Here is a 13244-nt window from a genome sequence, read left to right as displayed (position 1 = left end):
TCAGTCGGCTGCTCGTACGAGGGCGAGGACGCGTTCCACGCAGCTGTCGGCGATCCGCGCCGCGCGTTCGTCCCGGACCAGCCCCTGGGCGTAGGTGAAGTTCCAGGCGAGCTGGTGGTGGCTGGAGTTGACGGTGGCGACGAACGCGCCCACCACCGACAGCGAGGCGACGAACTGCGCGCCGGTCGCCCGCCAGGGGCCGACCGTGTCCGGGAACGGGAACCGGCCGATATTGGAGAGGCAGAAGTTGATCGGCCCCTTCTCGTCCAGGTGCCGTACGAAGGGCAGGCTCTCGGCCAGATTCTGCGGGCCGGAGGAGCCGATCTGGTTGATCATGGAGAACTGCTCGCCCAGGGCCTTGCGCCTCCTGAGGTCGGCGCTGATCTCCTCGGCGGTGTCCCATAGCGGACGGTCCGCCAGATGCTCGACAAGGGTGGGGATCGTCGCCACGTAGCTGCCCACGTCGTCGGGGTCCACCGGCGGTTCGAGGTCGCCCCGGAAGTCGACCGGGGAACCGATCGAGTACCAGGAGCCGTCGGCGGCCCCGGCGTCCGTGGCGAGCGCGCGCACCATCGCGGCGGCGAGCACACCGTGGATCGTGACCCCGCGCGCCCGGCAGGCCCGGGCGAGCCGGTCCAGGGCCGGGGCGTCCAGCGACCGGTGGAGGAAGCGGGTGCGGCGCTGTTCGAAGGGTACGGACCGGTCGGCGTCCACCCGATGCGGGCGCAGGCGTTCGAGGTCGGCCTCGTCCCGGTCGGCCTTGGCCTTCGCCCGTACCTGCCCCGCCGTGCCCCGGTGTTCGGCCGGGAAGAGGTCCTCGGCCGGGGGCAGCGCCGCACGCGGTCCGGCGGGGCCGCCCGCGGCGAGTTCCGCCCACTGCCGCAGCAGGGAGATGACGGTGGTCCCGTCCGCGATGACGTGCGGCACGCTCAGGATCAGGTCGTGCACCTCTCCGGCGGGCCCGGGGCCGCTGAGCACGACGGCCGTGGCGAGCGGTCCGGTCAGCGGGTCGATGCGGCCGTTGACCAGCTCCTCGTCGATGACGTGCGCCCAGCCGTCGCGGACGGCTTCCGGCGATTCGAGGGTGCGGTGGTCGAGCGGGACGGGGCGGCCGTCGGCCGGGACGAAGCGCGGGTGCCGTCCCGTCGTATCGGCCTCGATCGCCACCCGCAGCGACGGGTGGCGGTCCTGGAGTGCGGTCAGGGCGGAGCGCAGCGAGGCGCGGGGGACGGGCCCGTGCAGGCGGACCCGTCCGACGACGTTCAGCGGTGAGATCTGGTCGGCTATCCAGTACCAGCGCTCCAGCGGGCTCAGTTCCCGCTGGAGGGTCCGGAGGGCCCCGGTGGTCGTGGACATGTCTCTCCTCCCCCGGTCAGTCGACCGGGGAGGCGGCGAGCGGCCGGAACATGGCCGCGCTCGCCAGGGTCTCCGGGGTGGTCTGCCAGGGCGGGTTGGTGCCGAAGGCGAGCAGAACCTCCTCGCCGTCGGCCCGGAAGGTGACGGGGTCGCCCTGTTCCACCCACACCAGCTCGTGGGGGCCCGCGGTCACCGAACCGCCGTCGAAGTCCACGGCGAACCGTCCGGACAGGACGACGATGAACTCGTCGTAGCTGGGCACCCATTCCATGACGTCCCCGGGGTGCAGGCTGGCGAACCCCGCGCCCATCGACTTCGGGACCCCGTCGTCGGCCAGGTCGCCGATGTAGATCCGGGTGTCGGCGAACTGCTGCCAGTTCGCCTGCTTGGTGCCGTACGCGCGTGCGGCCATGTCTCTACTCCTTCACGAGTGTCCGCGTCAGACCAGCGGGGAGATGGGCTCGTCGATGCCCAGCAGGGTCTTGCCGTACATTTCCTTGATCATCGCGGGCTGGAGGATGGCGTGCCGGGCGCTCACGGCCGAGTCCCGCCAGATCCGCTGGAGCGGGTTGCTGTCGGCGAAGCTGGCCGCTCCGTGCGCGGTCAGCAGGATGTCGATCGCCTCGGTGATGTGTCCGACGGCTCCGCTGAGGTCCGCCCGGGCCTGGATGCGCCCGAGGGCGTCCAGGGGCTCGCCGCGCTCCGCCGCCCCGTCGATGTCGGCGGCGGCGCGGTGGACGTGCAGGTGGGCGGTGTCGATCTTCTGGGCCGCCTCCGCGATCCGCAACTGGAAGGCCGTGGAATCGCGTTGCTTCTCGAAGAAGGTGAACGTGATCGCTTTTTCCGCTGACTTCTCCTTTATCAGCTCCAAAGCCGCGCGGCCGAGGCCGAGTTGGGTGGCGACCAGAGGGGCGGCGGTGAGGAACTGCTCGAAGGCCGAACGGGGCTGCCGGCCGCCGGACCGCTGCACCGGGTAGTCGCCCGCCATCGCCTTCGGCACCGACACCACCCGGTGGTCCGGTACGAAGATGTCCTCGGCCACCAGGGCGTTGCTGCCGGTGGCCCGCATACCGGCGACGAACCAGGTGTCCTCCACCGTGTAGTCGGCGGCGGGTATCAGGGCCATGCCCTGGTCGACGATCCGCCCCGTGGCGTCCGGCACCGGGAAGCCGATCACGGACCAGTCGGCGTGCCAGGAGCCGGAGGCGTAGTGCCAGCGGCCCGACACCCGGTATCCGCCCTCGGTCCGCCGGGCGGTGGCGCTCGGGGTGAGCACGCCGGACACCCTGGTGTCGGGGTCGGCGCCGAACACCTCGTCCTGGGCCTGTTCGGGGAAGAGGCTGACGGCCCACGCCAGCGAGCTGCCGACCGCGACCACCCACGCGCTGCTGCCGTCGCCCTCGGCGAGGACCGCGGACACGTCGACCAGGGTGCGCAGGGACACTTCGTGACCGCCGTACCGCTGGGGCACGGCCAGCCTGAACATGCCCGCGTCGGTGAGGAGTTTGACGGTTTCGTCGGTGAGCCGCCGGTCGCGTTCCCCCTGTTCGGCGTTGCGGGCGAGGTGGGGGACGAGTTCGCGGGCGGTACGGAGGAGTTCGGAGGGTTCGGGGGAAGGGCGGGCCGTCCCGGTCCGGGGGTCGGTCATGAAGGGTCTCCGTCTCAGTGGGCGAATGCCGTGATGTGGTCGGTGATGGGTCGGGGGGTTTCCCGCGCGAACGCGGAGTGCGTGCCGAACGTCCGGCGGCCGTAGACCAGCGGGGCGGTGTCCCGGGTGCCGGAGACCTGGACCACCAGGCCGAGCAGCAGGAGGTGGTCCCCGCCGGTGACGTACCGCTGGAGCCCGCACGCGAGCCAGCCCGGTGCCTCCCGCAGACGCGGGAGCCCGTCGTCCAGGCACCAGTCGACCGTGTCGAACCGGTCGGCGGCCGGGGAGGCGAACGCGGCGGCGACGCCCGCCTGCCCGGCGCCCAGCAGGTTCACGCCGAACCGCTCGGCCCGCAGGATCTTCGGCAGCAGGCGGGAGCGGTGTGCCAGCGCGACGGTCACCATGGGCGGGCGCAGGGACAGCGAGGTGAGCGAACCGACCGTCGTGCCGTGGGGCAGGCCGTCGGCCATCACCGTGACCACCGCCACCGGAGTGCAGACGTCGGCCATGAGGTCCTTGAAATCTCGCTCCGTAACCATTCCTTCTCCCAGAACGTGAACGAGCCGGGCACTTTCGTTCGGAGCCAGGCACTTTCCTGCGGCCGGGGCGCTTTCGTTCGGAGCCGGCGCTCTCCTGCGGCCGGGCGCTCCCCTACGGAACCGGGGTCTTCCCCACCGGGCCGGGCGCGCCCACCAAGGCGGTGATCCCCCGGAACCGGCGGTCCAGCAGCGGGTCGGGAAGGAGCCGCGCCAGGAGGGCCGCCCGGCGGGCGTCCGCACCGGCCCAGTAGCGCGCCCGGGGGCGTACGTCGGTCAGGGCGCGGAGGACCGTCCGGGCGAAGTCCTCGGGGGTGGTCCGGCTCGCCATCGCCAGTTGGGCGTTGCCTTCCAGGAACGCCTGGAGGGCGGACCGGTAGAGGTCGGCGACCGCAGGCGGGGCGTCGCCCAGCGCGCGTTCGCCCGCCTGGGAGACCTTGCTCCAGATCGGTGTGAGGATGGCGCCCGGTGCCACGATCGAGACGCGGACACCGCTGGGCGCCAGCTCGCGCCGCAGGGCGTCGCTCAGCGCCTCCTTGGCGAACTGGGCGACGGAGTAGGCGCCGAGGAACGGCACGGCGGTCTTGCCGAGGCCGGAGGTGACGTTGACGATCCGTCCGTTCGACCGGCGCAGCAGCGGCAGGTGCGCGCGGATCATCGACAGGTGCCCGACCAGGTTGACGTCGAGCTGGTGGCGGAGCTGGTCGCCGTCGATGCACTCCAGCGGGCCGGGGACACAGATCCCGGCGTTGTTCACCAGGCCGCGCAGCCCGCCGTACCGGTCGGCGACGAGTTCGGCGGAGGCCCGTACCGACGCCTCGTCGGTGATGTCGATGAGGGTGTGGTGGAGCCTGCCGTACCGCGCCTCGGTGAGCAGTTTCTCCCCGTCCTCCTCGCGCCGGACCCCCGCGAGCACCTGGAATCCGCGGCTCTCCAGCTCCAGGGCGCATTCGCGGCCCAGCCCCGACGAGGCGCCCGTGACGACGACCGCTCCGTGGGGCGGCAGGCGCCTGCCGCGCGGTCCGTGCGGTGCGGTGGCGTTCATCGGTCCGTCCTCTCGTAGGTCCCGCTCCCGTAGGTGCCACTCCCGTAGGTCTCGCTCCCGTACGTCCCGGGAAGGATGCCGTCGCCCGGAAAGGTCAGCGCGGGTTCGAGCTTGCCGACCAGCTTCCGGTGGGGCATCCACCGGAAGTAGGCGTCGCGGACCCGGCGGCGTACGGGCCCCTGCGACTGTTCGAACTCGCTGATGGAGCGGGTGGCCTCCACCATCGTCCGGGTGCGGTCGTACCGGGCCGCCTCGTAGCCGCGCAGCCCCCGTGGCACGTCCGGGGCGTGGCGCAGGTGCCGGGCGAGGACGGCGGCGTCCTCCATGGCCATGGCCGAGCCCTGGCCGAGGCTGGTGAGCATCGGGTGGGCGGCGTCCCCGAGGAGGGTCACCGGGCCCGTGCCCCAGGGCCGGAGGAACGAGCGGTCCCGGGTGTTCAGGGTGAGCAGGTCGGCGGGCGGGGTGACCCGGATCGCCTCCCGGACCTCGTCCGGCCAGCCGGAGTAGGCGTCGAGCACCCCCGCCTTGCCCCCGTCCCAGGTGCTGGACCGCTCGTACGGCATGTTCTTCGTGCCCCACCAGTAGAGGCGGCCCCCGCCGATGTCGACCAGGCCGAACCGCATCCCGTCGCCCCACAGATGGACCACGGAGCCGGGGGCGAACCGGGGGTGGCGGTATTCGGTGATGCCGAGCCAAGCGATGTAGCCGCTGTCGTGGGCGGGTTCGTCCGGCCCGGCGAGCTGCCGCCGGACGGCCGAGTTGAACCCGTCGGCGCCGACCAGGAGATCGGCTTCGGCCGATGAGCCGTCGGCGAGCAGCACCCGGGCCCGGTCGCCCGCCACCTCGAACCCTTCGGCGGCGGCGTTCAGCCTGATGGGTACGTCCCCGATCTGATCGAGAAGCGCGGCGAGCAGATCGGCCCGGCTGATGCACACGCACGGGACGCCGATGCGCCGGGTGATCTCGGGGAAGGGGAACTCCCGGATCAGCCTGCCCTTGCGGTCCTTGACGTGGTACGTCTCCATCACCCGGCCGCGCTTCTCCAGGCCGAGGTCGATGTCCAGGGTGGCGAGCGCGGCGGTGGCGTTGCTCATCACGGAGAGGCCGAATCCGGCGGCCCGCAGCTCCGGGGCCCGTTCGAACACCTCCACGTCGAAGCCGGTGCGCCGCAGCGCGATGGCCGTGGTCAGTCCGCCGATGCCCGCGCCGACGACGATGGCGCTTCGTGTCTTTCCCATGTCAGCTCTGCCCGCTCTCGCTCGTCCGGATGTCCATGGCCCTGAGCACCGTGCCGACGATGTCGGACACGCGCGGTTCCTCCATGATCGTGAGGTGGTCGCCCTCGGCGTCGACCACCGAGAGGCGGCCGCGGGTGCGCTCCCGCCAGCCGTTGGTCTCGTCGGCGTGCATGCTGTCGATCGCGGTGTGCATCTCCAGCAGGACGCCCGGCAGCGGATCGCGGGCCCGGACGAGCAGGACGTCGTAGTCCACGACACCGGGCCGGTAGTCGAAGGCCGAGCGCCAGTTGGCCTCGTACACCCGGAACAGGCGGCGGACGACGGCGTCGCCGCTGCCCGCTGGCAGGACGCCCTCGTCGATGGCCAGCCGGGTCATGAACGCGAACTTCTCCTCCAGCGTGTCCAGACCGGGCGGCAGGAGGTCACCGGCCGTGGCGCTGCCGTGCTGGAGCCAGAGCAGTTCCCAGAAGAACCAGCCGAGCAGGGCCTCGTCGTCGGTCCACGGCCGTCGTCCCGGGTTGAGCGCCGTCGTGTCCAGCAGGATCAGCGAGCCGACGCGCTCCCCGGCGGCGTGGAGCTGACGGGCCATCTCGAAGGCGACGAACCCGCCGAAGGACCAGCCGCCGAGGTGGTAGGGCCCGGTCGGCCGGACGCGGCGCATCGCCTCGATGTAGTCGGCGGCGAGCTGTTCGAGGCCGCGCACCGGCTCGGTGCCGACGTCAGCCCCGGCCGCCTGGAAGGTGTAGAAGGGCTGGTCCGGCGGGAGACGCTTGGCGAAGGGTACGTAGCAGAGCACATTGCCGCCCATGGGGTGCGCGAAGAACAGCGGCGGCCGGGTGCCCTCGGGCCGGATCGCGACCAGCGGGTCGAACCCGGTGGCCGTGGTGCCCGCCGAGCGGAGCCGCCCGGCCAGTTCGGCCACGGTCGGCGCGACGATGAAGTCCGACAGCGGGATCGCGGTGCCGAACCGCTCCTCCAGGAGGACGACCAGGCGCATCGCCGTGATCGAGGTGGCGCCGAGGTCGAACAGGTTGTCGTGCGCCCCCACTTCGGGTACGTGGAGCAGATCGGCCAGCATCTCGGCCAGGACCCGTTCGTGGGTGTCCCGGGGGGCGACGCGCCCGGCTGGCTCCGCGCGCTCCGGCTGTATCCGCCGCAGCGCGGCCTCGTCGCGCTTGCCGTTGGGGGTGAGCGGGATGGCGGGCAGCCAGACGAAGTGGGCGGGCACCATGTAGTCCGGCAGCTTCGCGCGCAGGTGGCGCCGCAGGCCGTCCAGGTCCGCGCGCTCGGCGTCGCCGACCAGGAAGGCGATGAGGGAGGTGTCGCCCGCCGCGTCGCGCCGGGCGGTGACGGCGATGTCGGTGATCACGTCGGGGCCGCCCACCGGGGCCCCGGCGGCAACCAGTTCGATCTCCGCCGGTTCGACCCGGTAGCCGCGGATCTTGACCTGCCGGTCGGCGCGGCCGAGGCAGACCACGTTCCCGTCGGGCAGGACCATGCCGACGTCGCCGGTGCGGTAGAGCAGCCCGTCGCCGTCCGGGGCGGGTACGAACCGTTCCTGGGTCAGGTCGGGGCGGCCCGCGTAGCCGTCGGCCAGACCGGCTCCGCCGATGTATATCTCGCCCCGGGCCCCGGTCGGGACCGGGCGCGTCCGGGCGTCCAGGACCAGCAGCCGGGCGCCGTGGATGGGCTGCCCCACCGGGGGCAGCGCGGGGAACGCGCCGGGCTCGCCGGTCATCTCGTGGAAGGCGGCGGCGTGGGTCTCGGTGGGGCCGTAGTGGTTGTCGATCACGGCGTCGCCGAGGGAGGCGCAGAAGCGGCGGATCTCGTCCGTGGTCCGGAACTGCTCGCCCGAGGAGCACAGCACGCGCAGGCTCCGGGGCACCAGGCCGAGGGTGACCGATGCCTCCGCCAGTTGCTGGAGGGCGACATAGGGCAGGTGCATGCGCTCGACGCGCTCCCGGTCCAGCAGCCGCAGCAGGCCGGGCATGTCCCGCCGCAGCTCCTCCGTGACGACGACCAGCGTGCCGCCGCCGCACAGGGTGGCGTACAGCTCCTGGAAGGAGACGTCGAAGCTGAGCGGCGCGTACTGCACCGTACGGGCGCCCTCGGCGGTGCTGGCGATCCCGTTCTGCCAGGCCACCAGGTTGGACAGGGAGCGGTGCGGTGCCGACACCCCCTTCGGCCGGCCCGTCGAGCCCGAGGTGAACAGGAGGTACACCTCGTCGTCCTCGGAGATCTCCGGGAGGTCGGCGGTGCGGTCGGTCGCCGCCAGTGCCCCGTACGGGAGAAGGGGGACCGTGGGCTCCAGGAGGTCCTGGTGCTCCTCGTCGACGACGACGCGGGCGGGGCGGCCCTGTTCGATCATGGCCCGCAGCCGGTCCACCGGATAGGCGGTGTCCAGCGGCATGGCCGAGCACCCGGCCTTCGCGGTGCCCAGGATGGCGGCGACGGTCGCGGGCGTACGGCCCATGGCGATGCCGACGCGTTCGCCGGGGCGCACCCCCGAGTCCAGCAGCCCCGTGGCGATCCGCGTGGCGAGCCGGTCCAGCTCCGCGTAGCTCCACGTCAGCCCGTCGGCGACCACCGCCTGCGCCTCGGGCGTCCGGCGTGCGCGGTCCTCGAAGGCGCGGACCACGTTGACCGGCGGGCGCCCGGTCCGCACGGGCGGCGAGGCCGGTGCGAGGAAGCCGAACTCGACCGCGCCGTCGGGGTCTTCGGCGAGGCGGCGGAGAATCCGTACGTACGTGTCGGTGTAGAGCCGCGCCTGCGCCGGGGTGAAGGACTGTCCGGAGAAGTCGAGCCGGAGCCGGATGCCCTCGTCCACCGGGTCGACCATGGCGTTGACGACGAGGGAGAAGTTCGTCTCCTCCCGGACCGCGAAGCCGCGGCTGGTGATGCCGGGGGTCCGGAAGACCTCGCCGAGCTGGCGGAAGTGGATGTAGTTGAACAGGGTGTCGACCAGGGTGGAGCGGCCCAGGTCCTCCTGGATGACCGCCAGGGGCACGCGCCGGTACGGATGGGCCTCCCGCTCCCGGTCCAGGACGTGCCCCACCACGTCGAACCAGGTGGCCTGCTCCGCGTCCACCCGGACGGGCAGGGTGTTGAGGAAGAGTCCGCAGGTGCGCTCCGCGCCCTCGGTGTCCGGCCTGGTGTGGGCCACGAGACCGGTGGTCACGTCCCGCTCGCCGGACAGGGCACGCAGCAGCAGGACGTGCGCGGCGAACAGGACCGACTTCACCGGGACCCGCCGGTCGCGGGCGGTGGCGCGTACGGCACCGACGAGCTCGGCGGGCAGGTGCAGGTCGCACTCCACCCGCTCGTCGCTCCCCGGCGCCTCATGGGGGCGGAAGCTCTCCAGGTGGAGCTGGGGCGCGCCGGAGAGCAGGTTCTGCCAGTAGGCGCGGCCCTCCTTGGCGTCGATGGCGGCGCGCTCCTGGGCGACGTGCAGCGCGGCCGGGGGCGGCGCGGTGTCCGGCACCGGCTCCAGGTCCATCCGGAGCAGATGGCCGTAGTCCCGGAGGAGTTCGGAGACGAGGTTGGCGACGCTGCCGCCGTCGAGGATGGCGTGGTGGAAGCTGAGGACCAGTTCGACGGTGCCGGGCAGGACGAAGGCCCGGAAGTGGTGGAGCGGCGCGCGGTCGAACCGGTAGTCGTACCGGCGTCGGCTCGCGATGTGCTCCTCGATGGCGGCCTCGGCCTCCCCCGCCGTGGCGTCCCGCAGATCCTCGACGCTCAGCCCGCCCTCGACGGACGGCTGGACGATCTGGAGCGGCTCGGTGTGGCCGCCGAGGGCGAAGGAGGACCGCAGCACCGGATGGCGCCGGACGAGCCGGTCGAAGGCCGCCCGGAACTCCGGCTCCCGCCACGGCATGGCCAGGCTGTAGCGGAAGACGTCCTTGTACGTCGCGGAGTCCTGCTTCTCACGGCTGTGGAAGAGCAGGCCGAGCTGGAGGCGGGTGAGCGGGTAGGCGTCCTCGTACGTCTCCAGACGGGCGCGGTCCACCGAGGTGACCAGGGCGAAGGGGGCCGGGGCCGCGGAGCCGTCCGTAGCGCCGGGCCCGGTGCCGGTGCCGGTGTCGGTGTCGGTGTCGGTGTCGGCCGTGGCCTCGGCGCACTCGGCGAGGGCCGCCACGGTCGGGTTGCGGACGAAGTCGTCGGTCGAGAACCGGAGGCCCGCCTTCTCCGCGAGCGCCCGCACCCGGAGCATGCTGATCGAGTCGCCCCCGATCACGAAGTAGTCGGTGTGGACGCCGACCCGGTCGACGCCGAGCACCTGCGCCCAGATACCGGCGAGCACGGCCTCCCGGGTGGTGCGCGGCCCGCTGTCCGGGTCGTCGGACGCGCCGGTGTCCGGGGCGGGCAGCGCCGCGCGGTCGACCTTGCCGTTGGGTGTGAGGGGAAGGGCGTCGAGGCGTTCGAAGTGCGCCGGGATCATATAGGCGGGCAGCGCCTCGCCGAGGGCCGAGCGCAGCCGGGCCGGGTCGAGTTCGCGGTCGGCCGTGCAGTACGCGACGAGGACCGGCCCCCGGCCGCCGCCGGGCAGGTGGTCGACGACCACGGCGTCCCGGATGGCGTCCAGGGCGACGAGGGCGTTCTGCACCTCGCCCAGTTCGACCCGGTTGCCGCGGATCTTCACCTGGTCGTCGTTCCGGCCGAGGTATTCGACGGTGCCGTCGTTCAGCAGCCGGGCCAGGTCCCCGGTCCGGTAGAGGCGGCCGCCGGGGGCGAAGGGGTCCTTGACGAAGCGTTCGGCGGTGAGTTCAGGCCGGTTCAGATAGCCGCGGGCGACCTGGACACCGCCGATGTGCAGTTCGCCGGGGACGCCGACGGGCTGGGGGCGGCCGTGCCGGTCGAGCACGTAGAGCGTGGTGTTCTCCACGGGGCGCCCGATGGGCACCCGGGTGACGGGCCCTTCGGAGGCGGGCGGGCAGTCGAAATAGGTCACGTCGACCGCGGCTTCGGTGGGGCCGTAGAGGTTGACCAGGCGGGGCGCGTCACCGCCACCGAAGACCCGGTTGAACTGCGTGGCCCGCTCCGGCGGCAGAGCTTCACCGCTGCAAAAAACAGAGCGCAGCGAGCGGACTCCCTCGGCCTTCTCCGGGTCGTCCTCCAGCAGGTCGAGGAACGGGCCGAGCATCGAGGGCACGAAGTGGATCACGCTCACCCGGTGCTCGCGTACCGTGCGCGCGATCTGCGCCGGGTCCTTCTCCGCGCCCGGCGGCAGCAGCACCACCCGGGCGCCCTGGACGGCCCACCACAGCAGTTCCCACACCGAGACGTCGAACGAGATGGGCGTCTTCTGAAGAAGTGTGTCGCCCGGGCCTATGGGATAGCGGCGCTGCATCCACATCAGCCGGTTCCCCACCGCATGGTGCTCGACCATCACGCCCTTGGGGCGGCCGGTCGAACCGGAGGTGTAGATGGTGTAGGCGAGGTCGTCCGCGTACGCGGTGGGGCCGAGCGGCCGGTCGGAGCCCTGGGTCAGCTCGGAGATCCGGAGCACCGGGGCTCCGGTGGGCAGCTCCGGGACCTCCTGCGCGCCGCGCAGGACCAGCTTCGCCCCGCAGTCCTCCAGGAGCAGCCGGATGCGCGCGGGCGGGTAGCCGGGATCGACGGGTACGTAGGCGGCGCCCGCCTTGAGGATGCCGAGGAGCCCGGGCAGCAGCTCCGGGCCGCGCTCCGCGAGGATCGCGACCCGTTCGCCGGGTCCGGCGCCCCGCTCGCGCAGCGCCCGCGCCACCTGGTTGGAGAGCCGGTCGAGCTCGGCGAAGGTCAGCGTGGCGCCCGAGGAGCCGTCGACCACGGCGGTCAGTCCGGGGGTGCGCGCCGCCTGCTCGGTGAAGAGCTGGTGCAGTGTCTTCTCCCGGGGGTAGGGCACGGGGGCGCCCTGACGGCGGCGTACGACGTCCTCGTACTCGTCCTCGGTCAGCATGGGCAGCGCCGAGACCGGCAGCTCCCGTAAGTCCAGTCCGTGGCGGAGGAGTTCACCGATGTGCCCGGCCAGCGCCTCGGCCGTGAGGTGCCCGTCGAACACGTCGTCGGCGTAGTCCAGGTCGACGCGCAGCCCCGGCTCGTCCTCGAACGCCTGGATCATGAGGGAGAGCGCGTCGGTGGCGTGGACCGGGGCCATGATCGTGGTGGTCCGGTGCACGCCCGGGATCTCCGGCGGTCGGGGAAACCGCAGGTAGGAGGCGGTGACATCGAACAGCCGACGGCCGTGGGCCTCCTGCGTGGGCGCCTCGCGGAGGATGTCGCCGAAGGGCAGCCGCTCGTGCTCCCTCAGCTCGTCGATCCGCTTGCGTACGTGGTCGGCGAGGTCGACCAGGGGCAGATCCTCCGCCACCGCGATCCGCAGGGGCAGGTTGTTGGCGAACTGGCCGACGGTCGCGCGCTCGTCCTCGGTCCGCCGGTTCAGGAAGGGCACGCCGATGACGACCTCGTCCGCCTGGTGGACGCGTGCGAGGCATACGGCGAGCGCCGAGAGCAGGTACGGGAAGGGGGACGCCCCGGCGTCGAGGATGCGCCCGACCAGCTCCTCGCCGACGGCGAAGGAGTGCCGCCCGCGTCCGGGCCGCGTGGCGCCGGACCGGGTGAAGAGAGCGGGCTCGGTACCCGCCAGATAATTCCGGTAGAACGCGCGGTCGTTCTCACGGCCGGTATCGCGGTCGGCATCGTCGGCCCGGTATCCGAATTCCCGGATGGAATCCCAGTACGAAGGTGAATCGTCCCGGTCGGCCGGATCGGCGTCCTTTTCCCCGGAGGCCGGAAGGGCATTTCGGGACGCGCGGATGCGGTAGTCGGAAAGTATCCGCAAGGTCAGTGCGTTCAGCGCCCAGGCATCGGTCACGATGTGGTGCGCGGTCAGGACGAGGTGGACGGCGTCCGGCCCTTCGGTGAGCACGGCGGCCCGGAACAACGGCCCGTTCCGCAGATCCAGCGGCCGGCTCAGCTCCTGCTCGCACCGGGCCCGTACCGCGCCGGAGGGGTCGGGCTCACCGGAGAGGTCGAGGTGATCCCAGGACAGCGGCGGGGCGTCCGGCGCCTCGGGGATGCGCCGGACCCGGGGAACGCCGTCGCCGTCCTCGCCGAACCGCAGCCGGAAGGCGTCGTGCGCGCGCACCGCACGGGCCAGACAGGCGCCGAGCAGCTCCCGGTCGACGGCACCCTCCAGCCGTTCGTGGACCAGTACGTTGAATTGGCAGTTCCCCGGTGTTCGCGCCTCGGCCGCCCAGATGTCGCGCTGGAAGCCGGTTAATTCGAGGGCCTTGAATTCAGCTGCCATCCCCACTGAATGCCACTCCTTCGCCTGCCATTCGTACGCGAATAAATAACGGCTCGGCTCAGGCTAGGGTGAACGGGAATGGTGCGGCTACTGCGTGATCGAGTAGGGGCGCGAACGAATACGCAGTCGCCCCCGC

Annotated in this window: 6 protein-coding genes and 1 pseudogene; all 7 read right to left on the bottom strand. The window is 72.3% G+C overall.

What is annotated here, in order from left to right; translation table 11 throughout:
• Window positions 1-1356 (bottom strand): hypothetical protein, encoded by a 1356-nt coding sequence (locus B7C62_30965; GenBank protein ARF76205.1) that lies wholly within the window; start codon window positions 1354-1356, stop codon window positions 1-3.
• 16 nt (window positions 1357-1372) lie between these two features.
• Complete coding sequence (locus B7C62_30960) at window positions 1373-1768, bottom strand: hypothetical protein (GenBank protein ARF76204.1); 396 nt, start codon at window positions 1766-1768, stop codon at window positions 1373-1375.
• A gap of 27 nt (window positions 1769-1795) precedes the next feature.
• On the bottom strand, window positions 1796-3004 hold the full coding sequence (locus tag B7C62_30955) for an oxidoreductase (protein ARF76203.1): 1209 nt from the start codon (window positions 3002-3004) through the stop codon (window positions 1796-1798).
• A 14-nt stretch (window positions 3005-3018) separates the two neighbouring features.
• The gene (locus B7C62_30950; protein ARF76202.1) at window positions 3019-3513 is read right to left on the bottom strand and encodes a flavin reductase; all 495 of its coding nucleotides are present in this window, start codon (window positions 3511-3513) and stop codon (window positions 3019-3021) included.
• A 142-nt stretch (window positions 3514-3655) separates the two neighbouring features.
• On the bottom strand, window positions 3656-4585 hold the full coding sequence (locus B7C62_30945; protein ARF76201.1) for a short-chain dehydrogenase: 930 nt from the start codon (window positions 4583-4585) through the stop codon (window positions 3656-3658).
• Window positions 4586-4653: 68 nt separating this feature from the next.
• Window positions 4654-5823: pseudogene (locus B7C62_30940) on the bottom strand (FAD-dependent monooxygenase).
• Window position 5824: 1 nt separating this feature from the next.
• Window positions 5825-13108: a non-ribosomal peptide synthetase gene (locus B7C62_30935; GenBank protein ARF76200.1), complete on the bottom strand. Its 7284-nt coding sequence runs from the start codon at window positions 13106-13108 to the stop codon at window positions 5825-5827.
• Window positions 13109-13244 lie beyond the last annotated feature (136 nt).

This window comes from Kitasatospora albolonga (assembly GCA_002082585.1).
Lineage (GTDB): Bacteria > Actinomycetota > Actinomycetes > Streptomycetales > Streptomycetaceae > Streptomyces > Streptomyces stephensoniae.
The sequence above is the reverse complement of the archived record's forward strand: the minus strand, read 5'-3'. Positions and strand labels throughout refer to the sequence as shown.

What these genes read in the sequence shown, in the direction of transcription:
- B7C62_30950 (ARF76202.1), bottom strand. Translation starts at nt 3,513, where the DNA reads ATGGCCGACGTCTGCACTCCGGTGGCGGTGGTCACGGTGATGGCCGAC.
- B7C62_30960 (ARF76204.1), bottom strand. Translation starts at nt 1,768, where the DNA reads ATGGCCGCACGCGCGTACGGCACCAAGCAGGCGAACTGGCAGCAGTTC.
- B7C62_30955 (ARF76203.1), bottom strand. Translation starts at nt 3,004, where the DNA reads ATGACCGACCCCCGGACCGGGACGGCCCGCCCTTCCCCCGAACCCTCC.
- B7C62_30935 (ARF76200.1), bottom strand. Translation starts at nt 13,108, where the DNA reads ATGGCAGCTGAATTCAAGGCCCTCGAATTAACCGGCTTCCAGCGCGAC.
- B7C62_30965 (ARF76205.1), bottom strand. Translation starts at nt 1,356, where the DNA reads ATGTCCACGACCACCGGGGCCCTCCGGACCCTCCAGCGGGAACTGAGC.
- B7C62_30945 (ARF76201.1), bottom strand. Translation starts at nt 4,585, where the DNA reads ATGAACGCCACCGCACCGCACGGACCGCGCGGCAGGCGCCTGCCGCCC.